Genomic DNA, 18,878 nt, shown 5'->3' with positions numbered 1-18,878 from the left:
AAACCAGCAACGGGAATGGGTTTCGTGCCCATTCCCGTTTTCTTTCCGCACCAGCAACCCGTCCGGGTTGCGGTTTCCCCCTGTTCCGCGTAAAATGCCGGCACTTTTCCCACGGAGCCAGACAATGGAAAAACGCATGGTCCTCATCACCATGACCGGCCAGGACCAGCCGGGAATTATTGCCGCAGTGACCGAGGAAGTCGCCGCCGCCGGCGCACGCATCCGCGATATCGAGCAGACCGTCACCCACACCCTTCTCTCCCTGTCGCTGCTGATCGACTTCTCCACCGGTGAGAGCGCCAGCAAGCCGCTGATCAAGGACCTCCTCTTCCTCGCCAAGGAACTCGGGCTCGACCTCGACTTCCAGGTCCTCTCCGAGGCCGAGTATCGCCGCAAGACGACGCGCCACGCTTACGTGGTAACGATCATGGGCGGCGAGGTTAACGCCCTGGCCCTGGCCCGGGTGTCGCGCATCCTCGCCGATCATGGCGTCAACATCGAACGGGTGAGCAAGCTGACCCAGGGGCAGCTGCGCTGCGTCGAGTTCCTCATTTCGACCCCGCCGGAACTGGACGTCAAGGCCCTGACCCGCAAGCTCCTCAACGCCGGCGCCAGCCTCGGGGTCGACATCGCGGTGCAGAAGGAGAGCCTCTACCGCCGCGCCAAGCGGCTGGTGGTGATGGACATGGACTCGACCCTGATCCAGATCGAGGTGATCGACGAGCTGGCGCGCATTGCCGGCGTCGGCCCCCAGGTGGCGGCAATCACCGAACGGGCGATGAACGGCGAACTCGACTTCGACGGTTCGCTGCGGGCGCGGGTGGCGCTGCTGAAGGGGATGCCGGCGGCGGCGCTGGAGGAGGTCTACCGCAACATCCCGCTGACGCCCGGGGCGCGCACCCTGGTGACGGTCCTCAAGCGCCTCGGTTTTCGCACCGCGGTCATCTCCGGCGGCTTCCGCTTCTTCACCGACCGGTTGCAGGCCGATCTCGGCCTCGACTACGCCTTCGCCAACCAGCTCGAAATCATCGACGGCGTCGTCACCGGCAACCTGGTCGGCCAGGTCGTCGACGGTGCCCGCAAGGCGCAGCTGCTTGAAGAGATCGCTGCGGGCGAGGGGATCACTCTCGATCAGACCATCGCCATCGGCGATGGCGCCAATGACCTGCCGATGCTCGGCAAGGCCGGCCTCGGCATCGCCTTCAACGCCAAGGCGCGGGTGCGCGAGCAGGCCGACACCCACATCAACCAGCAGAACCTCGACTCGATTCTCTACCTGCTCGGCCTTTCCGAACGGGAGACGGCGGAGATCGCCGGGTGAAACTCCCCACCCCCCTGATCGCAGGGCGGCTGCGGCGCCGCTACCAGCGCTTTCTCGCCGACGTCGAGCTGGAAGATGGCAGCCTCGTTACCGCCCACACCCCCAACACCGGCAGCATGCAGCAGTGCGCTGTCCCCGGCCACCGTGTCCTGATCTCGATGACGGACAACCCCGAGCGCAAGCTGCGCTACACCCTGGAGCTGATTTTCGTCAACGGCCACTGGGTCGATACCCACACCCACCGCACCAACCGGGTGGTGGAGGAGGGGCTGCGCGGCGGCTCCATCGTCGAGCTGGCCGGTTACCGCGTCACCACCGAGGTCAAGTTCGGCGCCAGCCGCCTCGACTTCGGGCTGGAGCGGGATGGGGAACGCTGCTTCGTCGAGGTCAAGAACGTCACCCTCTGCTGCCAGCCGACCGTCGCCTGCTTCCCCGACGCCGTCTCCGCGCGCGGCCAGAAGCACCTGCGCGAGCTGCTGGCGGCGCGCCAGCTCGGCCACCGGGCGGTGATCTTCTTCCTCGTCCAGCGCGGCGAAGCGACCTCCTTCACCGCTGCCGACGCCATCGACCCGGTCTACGGCCGCCTGCTGCGCGAGGTGACAGCAAAAGGGGTGGAGGTGTTCGCCTACAAGAGCGTCGTCACGCCGGCCGAAAATCGGGTCGGGTACCGGATTCCGGTCCTTCTGTAATTTGGGTTTTCCATGAAGTCAGTTGGCCTGATCACCGAGTACAACCCCTTCCACAACGGCCACCTCCATCACCTCGCGGAGAGCCGCCGCCAGGCGGAGGCGGAGGTGGCGGTGGCGGTGATGAGCGGGCACTTTCTGCAGCGCGGCGAGCCGGCCCTCTTCGACAAGTGGCTGCGTACCGAAATGGCCCTGGCCGCCGGGGTCGACCTGGTGGTGGAACTCCCCTTTCCCTTCGCCTGCAACAGCGCCCAGCACTTCGCCCGCGGAGCGGTGCAGGCGCTGGACGCCCTGGGGGTTGATGCCCTCTGCTTCGGCAGTGAAAGTGGCGATCTCGCTGCCTTGCAGAGAACGACGGAGTTGCTGCGGGCCGATGCGGCGGCGATCGCCGACGGCACGGCCGGGCTGCTGCGGCAAGGTCTGACCTATCCCGCAGCCCGGGCCCGGGTGGTTCGGGACCTGGCCGGAGAGGCAGCGGCAAGGATCCTTGCGACCCCCAACAATATTCTCGGCCTCGCCTACCTGCGTGCCCTGGCCGAGACCGGCAGCGCCATCCAGCCCCTGACCATCCCCCGTATCGGCGCCGGCTACCACGACACCGAAAACCGGGGCGATATCGCCAGCGCCACCGGAATTCGCCGTCAACTCGCCGGCGGCGAACCGGTCCTGCGGTTTCTGCCGGAAGCGGTCCAGCTCCCCTTTTTCCGTGCCCTCAACCGCAACGCCCACCTCGATGAAGGACATTTCCACCGCCTGCTCCTGGCCCGCATTCTGCGGGGGCCGAAAAGCCTGCTCGGGCTCTACCTGGTGGAGGAGGGGGTGGAAAACCGGATTTTCGAGGCGGCCCTTAGCAGCCGCAGCTATCCGGAGCTGGTCGACGGCATCAAGTCCCGGCACTTCACCCGCACCCGGGTTCAGCGCATCCTCGCCCATCTGCTCAACGAAAGTCAGGCCGGGGCCATGGCCGAAGTCCTGGCGGCCGGCCCCCTTTATCTGCACCTGCTTGGCAGCAGCGCCCTGGGGCGCCGTTTTTTGGCCGCCAGGCGCCAATCCATCTCCCTGCCCCTGATCGGGAATTATTCGCGCCTCTACGCCCAGCTGAAGCGTTGCTACGGGGTCGACAATCCGATCTACCGCCTGGCCATGGCGCAGCTCGAAGGGGAACTGAGGGCAACGCGGAACTATTCGCTGCTGATGAAAGAATGGCCGGGGGGGGAGCGCAACCGGGATTTTGCCGAAAGGGCGCGCTGGGAGAAGTAAAGCAGGTGGAGTGACCGTTTGCGACTGGAAAAAACCAGAGCCCGGCCGGATTCTGTGGCAAGGAATCTGGCCGGGCTCTGGTGCGGTTTCTCCCGCGGTTCGTTTACTGAAGAATCAGGTTGGGGAGTTCGTCCTGGTCGTCGGTCCGGCGCGGGAAGCGCTCCTGCAGCAGGTCGCCGCAGCGGCCGATGGCCGTGCAGAGGGCATCGCAGGTTTTGCCGGTGCGAATTCCGGTGGTGATGGTGGTGACGATGTCGTCCCATTCCTGCTGCGGGACGACCGCGCTGATACCGCTGTCGGCCAGCACCCGGACCCGGCGCTCGAAGAGGGAAATGAGGATCAGCACCCCGGTGGCGTCGCGGGTCTGGTGCAGACCATGCTCAAGGAAAGCGACCAGCGCCTTCTCTTCCACCTCGGTGGTGATTTCGAGCGGATGGATGAGCCGGCGCTTGAGCCCGGGCAGGGCCCGGATCAGCCAGCGGCAGGGGAGGTAGCCAATCAGGAAGAGCGGCAGAAAGACCCAGACCGAGCTGTGGCCGAAGGCCCAGGCTGCCAGGACCGCGAGGGCGAGAGCGAAGCAGCCGCCGCCGACGATTTCCGCCCGCGGGTAGTGATATGATTCGTCCACCACCAGCGGTACGATCTCACCACTGGTCCGGGATTCCGCTTCCTGCACCGCCGCCTCGATCCGGCTCTTTTCATCGGCGCTGAAGAAGGTCTGTGCGCTCAGTTTGGACATCATCCACCCTTTTCCTGAATACCTGCCAATTTACCAGCCGCCCGACGAGCCGCCGCCCCCGAAACCGCCGCCCCCGCCGGAGAAGCCACCGCCGCCACCGAAGCCGCCCCCCCCGCCGAAGGGAGGGCCGCCGATCCAGAAACCACGGCTGCGGTGGCCACGGCTGTGGACGCCGGGGCTCAGCACGCGGAGCAGGAAGGGGCCGAAGAAAAGGAGGGTGACCAGCAGGCCAAAGGGATTGCGGCGCTGCTTCTGCGTCGTGGGGCCGCTCCCCTGGTATTCGCCGCGCACCGCTTCCATCATCGCCGCGACCCCGGCGGTGACCCCGCCGTCAAAGTCGCCCTGCTTGAAACGCGGGGTGATTTCGTTAGCGATGATGCGCCCGGCGAGGAGGTCGGTCAGCCGTCCCTCCAGGCCGTAGCCGACCTCGATGCGCAGCTTGTGCTCGGCCTGGGCGATCAGCAGCAGGGCGCCGTTGTCCTTCCCCTGCTGGCCGATCCCCCAGGTTTCGGCGACCTTGAGGCTGTATTCCTCCAGCGATTCCCCCTGCAGGGTCGGAATCGTAAGGACGGCGATCTGGGTCGAATCGCTCTGTTCGAAGGCCTGCAGCGCCTGGTCGAGGCGCTGTACGGTGCTCCTTGCGAGGATCCCGGCGCTGTCGGTGACGTAACCGGCGTGGGCCGGGACGTCGAGGGCGGCTGCCGGGGTCGACAGCCCCAGCAGCAGGAAGAATAGTAGGGTCCAGCGGCGCAGCGGCATCCCTAGAACTGGACCTTGGGTGCCTGGGCAGCACCGGCTTCGGCCTTGAAGGGCTCCTTCGGTTCAAGATGGAGCAGGAACTTGTTGGTCAGGTTGTTGGGAAAGGTGCGAATCGAGGTATTGAAAATCCGTACCGCCTCGTTGAAGCGCTGGCGGGCGACGTTGATGCGGTTTTCCGTCCCCTCGAGCTGGTTCTGCAGGTCGCTGAAGTTTTGGCTCGCTTTGAGGTCGGGATAGCGCTCGGCCACCACCAGCAGCCGGGAGAGGGCGCCGGAGAGCTCCCCCTGGGCCGCCTGGAAGCGGGCGAGGGCGGCGGGGTCGTTGAGGTCCTTGGCGCTGACGTTCACCTGGCCGACCTTGGCCCGCGCCTCGGTGACGGCCTGGAAGGTTTCTTTTTCGTGGGAGGCATAGGCCTTGACCGTTTCGACCAGGTTGGGGATCAGGTCGGCGCGGCGCTGGTAGGTTGCCTCGACATCGGCCCAGGCCGCCGTCACCGTCTCCTCATTTTTCTGGATCTGGTTGTAGCCGCAGCCGGACAGGAGCAGCAGGGGGAGCAGCATCAGCAGGGTCAAGAGTCTTTTCGGCATCGAGTCGATTCCTCCAAAGGGGTTTCCAGTAAAAAGGGTTTCCAGCAATATAAGCAGCAGCAGGGGCGTTGTAAAGGTCAGGCGCTCTTGTCTTCGCCGGAAGGTGGGTCGGTCATCGCGCGTGGCACCTGGTCGATGAGGGCGGGCGCCTCGAGTTCTTTGTCGTCGGCGGCGCCGAGTTCGCGAAACTTGCGGGCACTGACCAGGACCCGACTCTCCAGGGAGCCGACCGCCTTGTTGTACGATTCGACCGCCCGCTCCAGCCCCCGGCCGAGCCCGGCGAAATGATTGGTCAGGGTCGCCAGTCGCTCGTACATCTCCCGGCCGAGATCACTGATTTTCTGGGCGTTTTCGGCGAGCTGCTCCTGGCGCCAGCCGTAAGCGACCGCCCGCAGCAGCGCGATCAGGGTCGTCGGCGTGGCGAGCAGCACCCGATTGTCGACGCCGAACTCGATCAGGCCGGGGTCCTGTTCCAGGGCCGCGGAGAAGAAGGTTTCGCCGGGGAGGAAGAGGACCACGAACTCGGGGGTCGGTTGGAACTGGGCCCAGTAGTTCTTGGCCGAGAGCTTCTGCAAGTGGCCGCGGATATGGCGGGCGTGGTCGCGCAGGTGGTTGCGCCGTTCGCTCTCGTCCTGGCTCTCCAGCGATTCGAGGTAGGCCTGCAGCGGCGCCTTGGAATCGACGACGATATTCTTGCCGTTGGGGAGCTTGACGACCATGTCCGGGCGCAGCCGTCCCTCTTCGGTGGTGGCCGACTCCTGTTCGACGAAGTCGCAGAAGTTGACCATGCCGGCCATTTCGACCACCCGCCGCAACTGGATCTCGCCCCAGCGCCCGCGCACCGTCGGCGTGCGCAGCGCCTTGACCAGGTTACCGGTCTCACTCTCGAGCCGGGCCTGGGTGGTCAGCAGCGACTTGATCTGCTCGTCGAGGCGGGCATAGGCGCCGGTGCGGGCCTGCTCCAGTCCCTGGATCTGGGCGTCGACCTTGCCGAGGGATTCCTGCAACGGTTTGACCAGCTGGTCGATCGCTTTCTGGCGCCCGTCGAGGTCGTTGCGTGCCCCTTCCTGGAAGCGCTCCAGGGTCGCTTTGGCCAGGTGCAGAAAGGCCTGGTTGTTGCTGGAGAGGGCTTCGGCGGAGAGGGATTTGAAGGCCTCTGCCAGGCGCTGGCGCGCCTCTTCGAGGAGGGCGAGTTTTTCGGCGGCGGCAGTGGCCTCAAGCTCGAGCCGGGTTTCGAGTTGCGCGGTCCTGCTCTGCAGACGGGTATTGGCCTCGCGCTGCTCCTGGAACTCAGCCCGGGCCCGCTGCAGTTCGGCCTGAAGTTCGGCCAATTGCCGGTCGCGGCCGGCCAGCCGTTCGGTCAACGTATTGATTTCAGCGGCACCGGCCCGCTCACCCGTCTCGCGGGCTCGCGCCACGCGACCAAGAAAGAACAGCGCGGCCAGGCCACTGCCCAGCAGGGCCCCGGCCCCCAAAGCTGCCAGTAACCAGAAAGAATCAGGGGTCATGCCGTCCTCGTCGGAGATGATTCAGCGGTACCATAGCAGGCCTGGCCGCCGGCATCAAACCAAAAGGGGGCGGTGCCGGACAGGTGGCTGCGCTATAATGGTTTCCACCACGGGACGGGAAAAGGGGGAAAAAATGACCGGAAGACATTTCTGGCTGTTGCTGGCGGCTATCCTCATTTTCATGGCCGGTCCGGCTTGGGCCTTGCGCTGTGGGGATGATCTGATTCTCCCCGGGGATCGCCGCATTCAGGTCCTGGCCTCCTGCGGTGAACCGGCGAGTCGGGAACGCTGGGAAGAGGTTCGGGCGGGCAGCGATTGGCGTTACGGCCGCTACTGGGGGACTCGGGTCAAGGTCGAAGTCGAGGAGTGGACCTACAATTTCGGTCCGAGTCGCTTTCTCAGCTTTGTGCGGTTGGAAAACGGCGTGGTGGTCCGGGTGGAGAACGGTGATTATGGCTTCTGATCGGGCTGGTGCTGCCGTCGCTTGCGCCGGATGCTGCGCAGGGCAAAGTACAGACCGCCAATCAGCAGCCCCCAGATGGTGCCAAACAGGATCGTCTCGGTTGCGGTCATGGTTCAGCCTCCGCCAGGATGGGACGCAGCAGGCAGGTGCGCTGCTGTCGTTGGCCTTATCCTGGCAGGGTCTGTTGGCGGAGGCCTTGACCCGGGTCAAGGAAGGCGGCGAATCAGGGACGGCAATAGTCCTGCAGGGCCTGCTGGAAATTCCTCAGGCCGAGGCTGGAGAGTTCGACCGGCGTCGCGCATTCCGGGCAGCGTGAGCGCTGGCTGGGGGAGAGGTCGGAGAGGTCGCGGTGGACGGCTTTTTTGCACTGGGGACATTCGAAATCGATCGACAGACCCATGACGGCTCCTCACTCACGAATAGGGGGAAGGTCCTTAGATAAGGTTAATACTCTGCCAAAACAATTTCCCCGTGACAAGGGAAAAAAGCGAGAAAGGAGCGGGACCGGTCGGCCCCGCTCCTTTCTCCTGGTGTCGGCATCGAATTATCAGGGCAGGACGAGTGGTTTCTGGCAGGATGGGCACTTCACCCGCTTGCCGGCGAGGGATTCCTTGTAGGCGAGCTTGTGACCGCAGCCCCCGCAACGGGCCAGGTTGGTGGCGGGACGTTGCGGATCCTGGGGGAGGCTGATGACGTCGGGGGGGGCGGGCGCCGGGGGTTCCGGCGCCGGCGGCGCTGGCACTTCCGGCAGCGGTTCAGGCGTGGCGGCAGCAGGGAACGGAGGTGTCGCAAAGGTGTCTGCCGCCGCCTCGTCCGGCACGGAGGCTTCGAACGCAGCGGCGGGGGCGGGGGGCTCCTCGGGCGCCGGGGGCGCGAAGTCCGCAGAGGGTGTGGGGGGCTCCGCCTCCGCTGGCGGCGGCCACTCCTCCTCCGCATCGGTGCCGGCGGCGAAGGGATCCTCTGCTGCAAAGGTTTCCTCTTGGTGGGTGCTGGCGGCAGGCTGGCCCTGCGCTATGTCTGCTTCGAAGTCGATGTCGGGAAAGTCATCCTGGTCCGTATCACGCATCGGTTCGGCGTCAAAACCGGCAAAGGATGGTTCTTCTTCCGCTTCGCTTGCTGCTGCCGATTCCTCTGCGGCGAATTCGGCCGCGGCCCGGTTTTCTTCCTGCCAGGAGGGGGCGGCCGCCGCGTTGTCGGAAAAAGCCGCACCGAAATCGTCCTCAAGGGGCTCTCCTTCGAGAATTTCATCGTCAGATTCGTAAGGTTCCGCCGGTGGGAAGAGTTCCTCGTCGATCGGGGCGGCGCCCGTAGGTTCCGCCGCGGGGGAAGTTGCTGCCGCGGGGTGTTGTTCGGCAACCGGCCCTGGTACGGCCGCGCCGGTTTCGAGGCGAGCGAGGATCTGCTCCAGGGCAACATTAAGCTGCTGCAGTTCCCGGTTGCTGCGCGCCGTCCAGACCCAGATGCGCCAGACGAAAACCGGGACCAGCAGGCTGAGCAGGGCGAGGAGCAGAAAGATCAGCAGTCCGGCGAGCCCGGAGGCCAAACCAAGAGGACCGGAGGCGGAGACGATATCCATGGGATTCAAACCTTTCTCCTGGGTTCAGTCGTTACGGCGGTTGCCGTAATCTCCAGCGCGTCGGCGACCGGTCGTCACCCGTTCCCCGGCAGGATCAGGGCAAGACCAGGGGTTTCTTGCAGGAGGGACAGTTGACCTTGCGCCCGGCGTGCTTTTTCTGGTAGGTCAGCTGGTGCTCGCAGGCCACGCAGACGGCAAGGGTCAGGGTCGGGCGCGCCGGATCATCCGGAAGCTTGACGACGGGCGGCGGGGTCGTTTTGACGACCCGGTCCTCGGCAGGGGGGGGGAGGCAGATAGTGCCGGTGCAGGTTGGACAAAGTACGATCTGGCCAATCGCAGACCCTTCATACTTGAGCAGGTTACCGCAGATGTGGCAGTTGGCTTCCGCCAGTTTGCTCAGGGGGGGGACTTCCAGCTGGCAGTGCAGGCACTTGAAGGCTTCCCGGCGGATACTGCCGCGACAATGGGGGCAATCGCGGTATTCATTGACTTCGAGGGTGGGGATACCGCTCCCGGCCGGTTCGGCAGCCGCGGCCGGTGACGATTGAGCCGCCGCGTCGTCAGCGACCGGTTGCTGGTTGACGTGGGGGACAAAGGATTTTCCCGCCGGTTGGCCGCACTTGGTGCATTCCCATTCAGATTCCCCTCCCTCGCTGGAGAAGATGGAGGTCATCTTGCGCAGCAACCCTCCAGAGTTTTTCTTGCGGATCGTAACGGCCCGGTTGCAGTGGCCGCAATAACCGGCAGACAACTCGCCAGACATGAGGCAGACCCCCTTTTGGGATACGGCCGGCAGCAAACCGGCCAGTGCCGTTCGCGTTTGCCCTACTGGGCCTGCCTGCTCCTGGGGAGCGCACAGTACGGCAAACATATTAAATGATCGAATCGCCAGTATTCTCCGAAAATTAGCATGCTTTGTCAATCATCCCGTCTCTCTTTTTAAGCCCGGTAATCGTCATGTCCACTTTTTGCTCCCTTGCGACAGCAGGTATAGCGTGGTTACACTGTAATTGCGCCGCTGCGTAATTCCCGGTTGTGGCGAACCCTGTCCTGGCCTGCCCGTGGCTGATGCGGACCGGGGGCGCGGCGCGCCGTGTAGAAGTCGCCGGGAAGTTATGCTAGGATGGCAGGCAATCAGGATGTATAACGGGAGGCAGGCAGTGGCGCGACCGGGGACGGGAAGCAGCACGCGAAAATTGGAGCAGACCCGGGAGCGCGCGGTCTCCCCGGCCCTGTTCAAGGTCCTGATGCTGAACGACGATTACACCACCATGGAGTTCGTAGTCGAGGTTCTCGAGGCGGTCTTTCACAAGTCGCCGACCGAGGCCAACCGGATCATGCTCAGCGTGCATCAGCGCGGCTCCGGCCTCTGCGGCATCTATCCCTGGGAAATTGCCGAAACCAAGGTGGCCCGGGTTCACGCCCGCGCCCGCGCCGCCGGGTTTCCCCTGAAATGCAGCATCGAGCAGGCCTGAAGGACGAAACATGTTTAACCATGACGTGCAGTTGACATTTTCTCTGGCGGTGCGCGAAGCGCAGCGGCGGCATCACGAGTACCTGACCTCGGAGCATGTCCTCTACGCCATGCTGTTTGACGATACGGCGCAGGAAATCCTGCGCAACTGTGGGGGGGAGATTAGCGTACTGGAGCGGCAGCTGGAGGACTTTTTCGGCCAGCACCTGGAAACCCTTCCCGGGGAGGAAGAGGCGGTTCCGGAGCAGACCGTCGGCCTGCAACGCATCCTGCAGCGGTCGGTCATGCACATGCAGGCGGCCGGAAAGGATGAGATCACCGTCGGCGATGTCCTCGCGGCCATCCTCGAGGAGCGCTCCTCCCACGCCGCCCAGATGCTCGAAGGTCAGGGGGTGACCCGCCTTGATGTCCTGAACTATATTTCCCACGGCGTCGCCAAGGTGCCGCCGCAGGAGCGTTCCGGCGGGGCCGCGCCCCAACCGGGCGAAGAGAGCGCGCCGGCCAAGGGGGGAGCGCCGCTGCGGGACCCCCTTGAGGCCTACACCGTCAACCTGCTGCAGCGGGCGCGCGACGGCAAGCTCGATCCGCTGATCGGCCGCAGCGCGGAGATGGAGCGGACGGTGCAGGTCCTCTGCCGGCGCCGCAAGAATAATCCCCTCTACGTCGGGGAACCGGGGGTCGGCAAGACCGCCCTCGCCGAAGGGCTGGCCTTAATGATCCATGGCGGCGCGGTGCCCGATTTGATCGCCGATGCGGAAATTTTTGCCCTCGATATGGGTGCGCTGCTGGCCGGGTCCAAGTTCCGCGGTGATTTCGAAGAGCGGCTCAAGGCGGTGGTGGCAGCGCTGCAGAAAAAACCGGGGGCGATTCTTTTCATCGATGAAATCCATACCGTCGTCGGGGCCGGCGCAACCAGCGGCGGTTCGCTCGATGCCGCCAATATCCTCAAGCCGCTGCTCGGCTCCGGCGAGCTGCGCTGCATCGGTTCGACGACCTTTGAAGAGTACCGCAACCTCTTCGACAAGGACCGGGCCCTCTCCCGGCGCTTCCAGAAGATCGATGTCCTCGAACCGACGGTGGCGGAGACCGTGGCGATTCTCCAGGGTCTGCGCAGCCATTACGAAGCCCATCACGGCGTCCGCTACAGTGAGGCCGCCTTGCGGGCGGCGGCAGAACTCTCCGCCAAGCACATCAACTATCGGCATCTGCCTGACAAGGCGATCGACGTCATCGACGAGGTCGGCGCATTCTGCCGTATCCATCCGCAAGCCAAACGCAGCATCGGGGTCGCCGAGGTTGAAGCGGTGGTCGCCGCGATTGCCCGTATTCCGGCACGCAGCATCTCCGGGTCAGATCGCCGGCGGCTGAAAAATCTGCAGCCGGCCTTGCAGCGCCAGGTCTTCGGCCAGGATGCAGCCATCGACCTGCTCTGCCGTTCGATCCTGCGCGCCCGGGCCGGTCTCGGGCACCCGGAAAAACCGACCGGGTCGTTCCTCTTCACCGGGCCGACCGGCGTCGGCAAGACCGAGGTCGCCCGCCAGCTCGCGACTGCGCTGGGGGTCGAATTCCTGCGTTTCGACATGAGCGAGTACATGGAGAAACACTCGGTGGCGCGTCTGATCGGCTCACCCCCGGGTTATGTCGGTTTCGAGCAGGGGGGGCTGCTCACCGATGCGGTGATCAAACATCCCTACGCGGTCCTGCTGCTGGACGAAATCGAAAAGGCGCATCCCGATCTCTTCAATATCCTGCTGCAGGTCATGGATCACGGCACCCTGACCGACAACAACGGGCGCCATGCCGATTTCCGCAACGTGATTCTGATTATGACCAGCAACGTCGGGGCCCGGGAGATGAATGCCACCCCGATCGGCTTTGGCGGCCAGCCGGTCACCTCCTCGCGGCAGGCAGTGGAACGGACCTTCTCGCCCGAGTTCCGCAATCGTCTCGATGCCGTCATCCCCTTCCAGCCCCTGGACGATGCCGTCATGGTGCGGGTGGTCGACAAGTTCCTTGACGAATTGCGGGTCCAGCTGGTCGACAAGAAGGTCCGCCTGCTGGTCTCGGCCGCGGCCCGGACCGAGCTCGCCCGTCGCGGCCACGATCCCCGGTTCGGCGCCCGTCCCCTCGGACGACTGCTGCAGAGTGAGGTCAGTGATGTCATCGCCGGCGAGATTCTTTTTGGCGCCCTGAAAAAGGGGGGCACCGTCCAGGTCGGTCTGCAAGGCGACCGCCTCACTTTCCGCTACCGTTGATGGCCGCCGGTCTTTCCGGGCGCGCTGCCGGTCACGCCGCTTCGACCTGAACCTGTCATGCCGGTCTATCGTCTTCCTGCGCAGCTCGTCTTCCCGCCCCCCTCTCTGGCCGAGCCCGGCGGTTTACTCGCCGTGGGGGGCGATCTCTCCCCGCCGCGCCTGCTGCTGGCCTACACGAGCGGAATCTTCCCCTGGTTCAACCCTGAAGACCCGATCCTCTGGTGGTCCCCCGATCCGCGCTGCATCCTCGAGCCGTCCGAAATCCATCGCTCCAGGAGCCTGCGCCGGACCTTGCGCCGCGGTCGTTTCCAGCTCAGCTGCAACCGCGCTTTCGACGACGTCGTCGCGGCCTGCGCCGATATCCGCCGGCAGCAGGGGGAAGGGACCTGGCTGAGCCCGGAGATGGCGGCCGCCTACGGGGAATTGCATCGCCTTGGTTATGCCCACTCGGTTGAATGCTGGGAAGCGGGGGAATTGGTCGGCGGTCTCTACGGGGTCTGTCTCGGGCGCTGTTTCTTCGGCGAATCGATGTTCCATCGGGTCGCCGATGCTTCCAAGGTAGCGCTGGGCTGGCTGGCCGGACGGCTGCAGGCGGCAGGTTTCGAGCTGATCGACTGCCAGCTGGCCAATCCCCACCTGGTCAGCCTCGGCGCCCGGGAAATCCCGCGCCCGGTTTTTCTGGAACGCTTGCGGCGCTCCGGGGTGACGCCGTCGACCATGCCGCCACCGGGGGATTTCCCCGGGGAGGGGGAATATCCGGTCGCTTGAAGGTAAAAGGCCTGCCACAGATTAGGGGCACCCATTAAAAGGCGCCGGTCAATAGGGTAAAAAACTCCCGCGCAAGATTTTTGATTTTCTCGCCTTTACTCGTGGCCTTCGGCCACGAAGGTTGTCTGCTTCTCGACGTATGCCGGTATTTCGTTCCGTTTCCGTGTCAGCTCTTGGCTGCAACAGTCACCCATCAGGTTTAAGGCTCGATCGGCAGATGTTCCGTTCGCCGATGGCCCCTGCCGCTTTTCGCGGTCCAGAAAATTTTCGGTTCCATGCCGTGTCCAATGGATGTTGACAGGTCTTTTGGTTGTGAACCAGCCCCGTTGTGGCTCGCGGCATGGGCAGTCAAGATGCGGATAACCTTATCTGTCTGGGTGGGGCGGTTGACCAATCAGGCCTTTTGGTTGGGCCAACCCCATAGCTGGTTCCCCGCCCCAGCCAGTTCTATCAGGGAAACAGTTTTTCCGGCATAAACGGCACTTGGTCGCGCATAACGAAGAACGCCGCCCGGGTCAGCTTGTGGGCCAGGGCGCCGTGGGCCACCATGACCGGACACTTTGCGAGCTTGCGTTGATAGAACGCCCGCGCTTTCGGATCAAAACGACGGGCGAGTTCGGCCGCTTCGGAAAAGGCCCAGGCCAGGTATTTATTGCCGTTCTTTTCGTTGCCCCGTCCTTTGGCCTTGCCGTTGCTGGTCCAGCGACTGGAGACCTTGCGGCAATACGAGGCGTAATTTCCGACCTTGGCAAAGCGTTCGATGCACCCGGTTTCCAGCCGGATGGTCAAGCCCAGAATCTTGCCGACGCCGGGAAGGGACAGAAGATAGCGATAGGGGCCGTCGAGATCGATTTTACCTTCGACAACCGCCTCGATCTGCCGAATCTGCCGGGTAAGAAAGTCGATACTCTCCTTGCTGACCGCTCCGGCCAGGGCCAAATCCTCGTTTTCGGCGAGCAGGGGACCGATACGGTCACCTCGGAATCGTTTGATCTCGTTCGCCTTGAGTCGAACGCCGCAATTGCGGGTGACGATGTTCTGCAAGCTGATGATCAGCGAAGTCCGAAGGCGTATCAGATGTCCGCGTTTTCGCAACAGGTCGCGTACCGGACGCATTTCCTTCGGATAGATGTAGCCTTCCGGCAGAATGTTCAAGCGCAGCATCTCGGCCAACCAAAAAGAATCGTGGACATCGTCGACATGCTTCAACCCCTTGTAGGTTTGAATGGCCGCAGGATTGGCCAAATGAACTCGATATCCTTCGTCCATCAACAGATCCACCAGCCAGTACCAGTTGTAGGTCGATTCAACAACGGCGCCCATCAAGTCGGGCCGAAACGGCTGGAGGGTTTGTAAAATCTGCTTCGGGTCGTTGTCCAGCTTCTTTTTGAAAATCCTCTTTCCGTTCTGGTCAATGATTCCAAGATAGTTGTTATTTGAGTGCAGGTCGAAACCAGAGTAGAGTTTCATAAGGCACCTCCTAAAATAGGGAGTTGTTTGTTGTTCCTAGCGTACCAGGATCGGCCTGGTAGCGTAGGAGGTGCCTTTTAGAGGATTATCAGGCCTTTTTGTCCGCAGGAAGGGATGGGCGGTCTGGTAATCAGGTTTCCTCCCCGCCTCCGGCGGCAATAAACTGTTCGATCCGCTTGCGATCGCTTTCCAGGATCTGGATAAACTGCATTCCAGCCTGGCAGCGGTTCTCCTCGCCCCCTTCGGCAAGCCAGGCGATTTCGCTGAGGGCACAGACCGGGGGCTTGCCGTCGGGAAGCTCCAAGAGCAGCAGGCAGAGATCGGCGACCGCCACCGGCAGCTTGATGGCAAAGCGGATGCCGCCGGCGCTCAGGTTGACCTTGCAGCGGGGGAAGTCGGGGAGCCTGGCCAGGTTGCCGCCGCTGTTGAGGATCCGGGTGTTCTTTTCCCACTGCTCGCGAAAGGTGCGTAGGGCCCCGCGCCCCTTGGTATAGCGCAGCCCGATAAGGGTGTCGCGGCGGCGAAAGGTCCGGCGCCGGATCAGCTGCAGGTCGTTGTTGTGGCTGAGGCGGATCTGGTTGACATCCCGGGCGCTTTGAAAATTCCCGGTCAGGCGGATGCCGAGTCCCATGGCATCGGAGAGGATTTCGAAGGCCATCCCCGGAGTAAAGGGGTAACCCTCCCCTTCCTGGAGCTGGTAGGGGAGGGTGAGGTCGAGATAGTTCGGCCCCTGACCCTTGAGAAAGACCGTGAGAGCCTCAAAGCGCTCGACAGACGTCTCCGGAGCCAAGGCCCGAAGCATGATCTTCTGGCCGGCTTTAAGGTATTTTGAATAGGGCATGGGGCGATTGGGCGGGACGGATCGGCCCGCGATTACATCTGGTGACAGGTGTCGCAATTCTCTTCAACGGTAAAGGCGGTACTGCCATCATGGCAGGCGCCGCACGATTCGCCACCGGCCATATCCTCCATGCTGGCGCGCTTGTTGCCGGCCCCGGGGATGAAGAGACCGGGGTGACATTCGCTGCAGCTGTACATTCCGGTGTGGACATCGTGGCTGAAGAGGACGTTGCCGGCGTCGGCGACGGTGAAGGTGATATCGCGGGTCGGGTGACAGCTTGCGCAGTCCTCCTTGACGCTGAAGGCCCGCTTGCCGTTGTGGCAGGCGCCGCACGATTTTCCCTGCTCCATGTCGGCCATGGTGGCGGCACGGTTTTTGGCCGGTTCGACGTTGAAAATGCCGTTATGGCAGGTCGGGCAGTTCTTGCCAACCGCCTCGAGGTGGTTGTAGTGGCTGAAGAGAATGGGCCCGGTGGCCTTGCTCTCGATGACGACCTGGTCGGTAATCCAGCGCGCCAGGGAGAGGGAAGGGATAACCAGCAGCAACAGGACCAGGGTGAACCAACGCAGTTTCATTAAGGACCTCCGGAAAAATCGTTCGGGAAACGCCCAACTATAATCGATTTGGTGCCGCCGCCAAAGAAAAAATCGGTCTTTGGCGCGATCACGACCCGGGCGCGGTTTTTTCGCTTGCGGCCAGGGCCAGGCGGCCGCGCAGATCATCGACGAACTGGCGGGCGACCCGGCCCGAGCGGGCTCCGCGTCCCAGCGCCCAGTGCAGCGCCTCCCGCGCCAATTCGCCGGTGTCAACCGCTAGGCCCGCGCGGGCGGCAAGGTGGCGCGCGACGGCCAGGTAGGTCTCCTGGGACATCGGATAGAAAGCAAGGGTAATGCCGAAGCGATCGGAGAGCGAGAGTTTTTCCGCAATCCTCTCTTCGGGATGAATCTCCTCGGCATCGCTGTTGTCGACGATGCGTTCCGGCAGCAGGTGCCGGCGGTTGCTGGTGGCATAGACGAGGACATTCTGCGGCCGTCTCTCCAGCCCCCCCTCAAGCAGGGCCTTGAGCTCCCGGTAGGCGCTGTCCGATTCATCGAAGGAAAGGTCGTCGCAATAGAGGATAAAGCGCCAGGGGAGATCGCGCAGCAGGCTGCAGATCGCCGGCAGCTGCTGCAGGTCCTCCTTGTAGACTTCGACCAGGCGCAGTCCGGCATCGGCGTGGGCCCGCAGCAGTCCCTTGACGGCCGAGGACTTGCCGCAGCCCCGTTCGCCCCAGAGGAGGACGTTGTTGGCCGGGTGCCCGGCCAGGAACTGGCGGGTGTTCTGTTCCAGCCGTTGCAGGACGCGGTCGATGCCGAGCAGATCGCCGTGGTCGGGGAGGTCGGGGTGGCTGATCGGCTGCAACCAGCCGCCGCGCCCCTCGCGGACCCAGCGAAAGGCGACCTGGGTCGCCATCTCCGGGGTCTCTTCGGGGTCGGGCCCGATCTTCAGCAGCAGGGCTTCTTCACTGAGGTCGAGCAGTCGTTCAAGGCGCTCCAGCAGGTAGTCCCAGTCGAGGTCGAGTTCAGCCATGACGGCGCTCCTCCGCGTTGATGGGTTGTCGCTCGGGTGAGGGAGTGTAGCAGAAATCGCGCTTCGATGCTATGCTGGCGACCCCGGGAGGAATGATGAAAAAAGACCGTGAACGGCCCCTCTTTGCCATTACCGCGCCAGGCCTCGAGACCCTCTGCGCCGGCGAACTGACCACCCTGGGCCTGGCCAATCGACCGGTCCCCGGTGGGGTCGAGTTTCGCGGCGGCCTGCGCGAGGTCTACCTGGCCAACCTCTGGCTGCGCACCGCGACGCGGGTAGTGGTGCGGTTGGAGAGCTTCCGCTGCCGCGCTTTTCCGGAACTCTTCCAGCGTGCCCGGCGGCTCCCCTGGGGTCAGTTTCTGCGACCGCAGACCCGGGTCGAAGTCAGCGCCAGCAGCCGCGGCTCGCGGCTTTTTCATACCGACCGGATTGCCGACACCGTTCGCGAGGCGATCACGCAGGCCCTCGGGGAGGCTGCCGGCAGCGCTCCCGCGCCAGAGCAGCGGCTGCTGGTCCGCTTCGAGGACGACATCTGCCAGCTCTCGGTCGACAGTTCCGGAGAACTGCTCCATCGTCGCGGCTACCGGCAGGATGCGGCGCCGGCGCCGTTGCGGGAAACCCTGGCGGCGGCGATGCTCCTTTGCGCCGGCTGGGACGGTCGGGAGCGGCTGATCGATCCCCTCTGCGGTTCCGGGACCCTTCCCATCGAGGCGGCGCTGCTGGCCGGCCACCGCCCCCCGGGAGCAAACCGAAGCTTTGCTTTCATGGCCTGGCCGGGGTACCGCGCCGGCCTCTGGCAGGCGTTGCAGGTCGAGGCAATGCGGCACCGCGCAGATCCGGGGCCGCTAATCACCGGCAGCGATCACGACCCGGTGGTCCTTGGCGCGGCACAGCGCAATGCCGAGCGCGCCGGGGTGGATGAGTTGCTGCAGTTGCGCTGTGCGCCTCTGGAAACCCTTCAACTGCCGCCGGGTCCGGGGCTGCTGATTGCCAACCCCCCCTATGGCGCCCGGCTCGGTCGGGACCAGGACCTGGAACGGCTTTTTGCCGCCCTGGGGACGGTCTGCCGGCGTGGCGGTGCGGGCTGGCGCTGCCTCTTTCTCACTCCCGATGCCGGACTGGCCCGGGCAACCGGCCTCGATGCCAGGCCCCTCGCGCAGTTCAGCAACGGGGGGATCGAGGTGGTCCTGTTTCAGGCCGCCATGTGGTGATATGGCGAAAAAATCCTTGCAATCGGGCGGGAAGTGGAATATTCTCCCTGCTTGTCTCTGCGGCCAGGGCTTTTATGGCGCAGCGATAAAGATGTCGGAAAGCGAGGTGATCAGTTCGTGGAAATCCAGGTCGTGGACAACAACGTCGAAAAGGCGATCCGTGTCCTCAAGCGCAAGCTCCAGCAGGAGGGGCTGTTCCGTGAAATGAAGCAACGGAAATTTTACGAAAAGCCCAGCGTCAAGCGCAAGCGCAAGGAGAAGGAAGCCCAACGCCGTCTCCGCAAGAAGATGCGCTTGATGCGCACCGACTGATCCCTTTTATATCGCTTAAACGTAACAACAGAACGGCCGGTCCCTTGGGACCGGCCGTTCTGTTGTTGGTATGGCAGGC

The 18,878-nt window shown here is 64.0% G+C and carries 21 protein-coding genes; 9 read left to right on the top strand and 12 right to left on the bottom strand.

Translation table 11 applies throughout. The annotated features are described in order from the left end of the window. Window positions 1-124 precede the first annotated feature (124 nt). From serB to DBW_RS14070, 3 genes are read left to right on the top strand one after another with little or no spacing between them, the layout of a single operon-like run. A complete protein-coding gene (serB, locus tag DBW_RS14080) occupies window positions 125-1,321 on the top strand; it encodes a phosphoserine phosphatase SerB (RefSeq protein ID WP_066728190.1) in 1,197 nt (398 codons plus the stop codon). Beyond that, window positions 1,318-2,010, top strand: coding sequence for a DNA/RNA nuclease SfsA (sfsA, locus tag DBW_RS14075; protein WP_066728188.1), 693 nt, complete (start codon window positions 1,318-1,320; stop codon window positions 2,008-2,010). Before serB ends, sfsA begins: the two co-directional genes overlap by 4 nt. A gap of 12 nt (window positions 2,011-2,022) precedes the next feature. Continuing rightward, on the top strand, window positions 2,023-3,267 hold the full coding sequence (locus DBW_RS14070; RefSeq protein WP_066728186.1) for a nucleotidyltransferase: 1,245 nt from the start codon (window positions 2,023-2,025) through the stop codon (window positions 3,265-3,267). Between the two features lie 103 nt (window positions 3,268-3,370). Here the strand turns inward: DBW_RS14070 and DBW_RS14065 are convergent, their stop codons facing one another. From DBW_RS14065 to rmuC, 4 genes are all read right to left on the bottom strand, one after another. Beyond that, a complete protein-coding gene (locus tag DBW_RS14065; RefSeq protein WP_231875340.1) occupies window positions 3,371-4,009 on the bottom strand; it encodes a TPM domain-containing protein in 639 nt (212 codons plus the stop codon). A gap of 27 nt (window positions 4,010-4,036) precedes the next feature. Then, a complete protein-coding gene (locus tag DBW_RS14060) occupies window positions 4,037-4,765 on the bottom strand; it encodes a TPM domain-containing protein (RefSeq protein ID WP_066728184.1) in 729 nt (242 codons plus the stop codon). Window positions 4,766-4,767: 2 nt separating this feature from the next. Continuing rightward, window positions 4,768-5,352 carry a LemA family protein gene (locus DBW_RS14055; protein WP_066728182.1) on the bottom strand — a complete coding sequence of 195 codons (585 nt, stop codon included), beginning with the start codon at window positions 5,350-5,352 and terminating at the stop codon, window positions 4,768-4,770. 77 nt (window positions 5,353-5,429) lie between these two features. Continuing rightward, the gene (gene rmuC / locus DBW_RS14050; RefSeq protein ID WP_066728180.1) at window positions 5,430-6,860 is read right to left on the bottom strand and encodes a DNA recombination protein RmuC; all 1,431 of its coding nucleotides are present in this window, start codon (window positions 6,858-6,860) and stop codon (window positions 5,430-5,432) included. 133 nt (window positions 6,861-6,993) lie between these two features. Here rmuC and DBW_RS14045 point away from each other — a divergent pair, with 133 nt between their 5' ends. Beyond that, a complete protein-coding gene (locus DBW_RS14045) occupies window positions 6,994-7,323 on the top strand; it encodes a DUF2845 domain-containing protein (protein ID WP_066728178.1) in 330 nt (109 codons plus the stop codon). On the opposite strand, the gene DBW_RS19085 is transcribed toward DBW_RS14045, so the two are convergent. The 4 genes from DBW_RS19085 to DBW_RS14035 form a co-directional block, all read right to left on the bottom strand. After that, entirely contained in the window at window positions 7,311-7,433 is a 123-nt protein-coding gene (locus DBW_RS19085; protein ID WP_257722358.1) for a hypothetical protein, read from the bottom strand. The two genes, DBW_RS14045 and DBW_RS19085, sit on opposite strands and share 13 nt — an antisense overlap. A gap of 113 nt (window positions 7,434-7,546) precedes the next feature. Then, complete coding sequence (locus DBW_RS18595; RefSeq protein ID WP_157471904.1) at window positions 7,547-7,723, bottom strand: hypothetical protein; 177 nt, start codon at window positions 7,721-7,723, stop codon at window positions 7,547-7,549. Between the two features lie 147 nt (window positions 7,724-7,870). Continuing rightward, entirely contained in the window at window positions 7,871-8,908 is a 1,038-nt protein-coding gene (locus DBW_RS14040) for a hypothetical protein (protein WP_197463645.1), read from the bottom strand. Window positions 8,909-8,993: 85 nt separating this feature from the next. Then, a complete protein-coding gene (locus DBW_RS14035) occupies window positions 8,994-9,662 on the bottom strand; it encodes a hypothetical protein (protein ID WP_066728174.1) in 669 nt (222 codons plus the stop codon). 376 nt (window positions 9,663-10,038) lie between these two features. Here DBW_RS14035 and clpS point away from each other — a divergent pair, with 376 nt between their 5' ends. The 3 genes from clpS to aat are packed head-to-tail and all read left to right on the top strand — an operon-like array spanning window position 10,039 to window position 13,396. After that, window positions 10,039-10,374: an ATP-dependent Clp protease adapter ClpS gene (clpS, locus tag DBW_RS14030; RefSeq protein WP_082820362.1), complete on the top strand. Its 336-nt coding sequence runs from the start codon at window positions 10,039-10,041 to the stop codon at window positions 10,372-10,374. A gap of 10 nt (window positions 10,375-10,384) precedes the next feature. Then, window positions 10,385-12,628: an ATP-dependent Clp protease ATP-binding subunit ClpA gene (clpA, locus tag DBW_RS14025; protein ID WP_066728170.1), complete on the top strand. Its 2,244-nt coding sequence runs from the start codon at window positions 10,385-10,387 to the stop codon at window positions 12,626-12,628. Window positions 12,629-12,685: 57 nt separating this feature from the next. Then, window positions 12,686-13,396 carry a leucyl/phenylalanyl-tRNA--protein transferase gene (gene aat, locus DBW_RS14020; protein ID WP_066728168.1) on the top strand — a complete coding sequence of 237 codons (711 nt, stop codon included), beginning with the start codon at window positions 12,686-12,688 and terminating at the stop codon, window positions 13,394-13,396. A 450-nt stretch (window positions 13,397-13,846) separates the two neighbouring features. Here aat and DBW_RS14015 read toward each other — a convergent pair whose 3' ends face one another. The 4 genes from DBW_RS14015 to DBW_RS14000 form a co-directional block, all read right to left on the bottom strand. Further along, window positions 13,847-14,866: an IS110 family transposase gene (locus tag DBW_RS14015; RefSeq protein ID WP_066722476.1), complete on the bottom strand. Its 1,020-nt coding sequence runs from the start codon at window positions 14,864-14,866 to the stop codon at window positions 13,847-13,849. Window positions 14,867-14,996: 130 nt separating this feature from the next. Further along, window positions 14,997-15,668, bottom strand: coding sequence for a PilZ domain-containing protein (locus DBW_RS14010; protein ID WP_066728166.1), 672 nt, complete (start codon window positions 15,666-15,668; stop codon window positions 14,997-14,999). A gap of 71 nt (window positions 15,669-15,739) precedes the next feature. Beyond that, on the bottom strand, window positions 15,740-16,282 hold the full coding sequence (locus DBW_RS14005; protein WP_066728164.1) for a cytochrome c3 family protein: 543 nt from the start codon (window positions 16,280-16,282) through the stop codon (window positions 15,740-15,742). Between the two features lie 88 nt (window positions 16,283-16,370). Next, window positions 16,371-17,276 (bottom strand): ATP-binding protein, encoded by a 906-nt coding sequence (locus DBW_RS14000; protein WP_066728162.1) that lies wholly within the window; start codon window positions 17,274-17,276, stop codon window positions 16,371-16,373. A 95-nt stretch (window positions 17,277-17,371) separates the two neighbouring features. On the opposite strand from DBW_RS14000, the gene DBW_RS13995 reads away from it, so the two are divergent. Both DBW_RS13995 and rpsU read left to right on the top strand, forming a co-directional pair. Continuing rightward, entirely contained in the window at window positions 17,372-18,487 is a 1,116-nt protein-coding gene (locus DBW_RS13995) for a THUMP domain-containing class I SAM-dependent RNA methyltransferase (RefSeq protein WP_066728161.1), read from the top strand. 117 nt (window positions 18,488-18,604) lie between these two features. Then, the gene (gene rpsU / locus DBW_RS13990) at window positions 18,605-18,799 is read left to right on the top strand and encodes a 30S ribosomal protein S21 (protein ID WP_066728159.1); all 195 of its coding nucleotides are present in this window, start codon (window positions 18,605-18,607) and stop codon (window positions 18,797-18,799) included. The last annotated feature ends 79 nt before the right edge of the window (window positions 18,800-18,878 follow it).

The organism is Desulfuromonas sp. DDH964 (assembly GCF_001611275.1).
Classification (GTDB): Bacteria; Desulfobacterota; Desulfuromonadia; order Desulfuromonadales; family DDH964; genus DDH964.
This window is presented reverse-complemented; position numbering and strand designations above follow the sequence as displayed.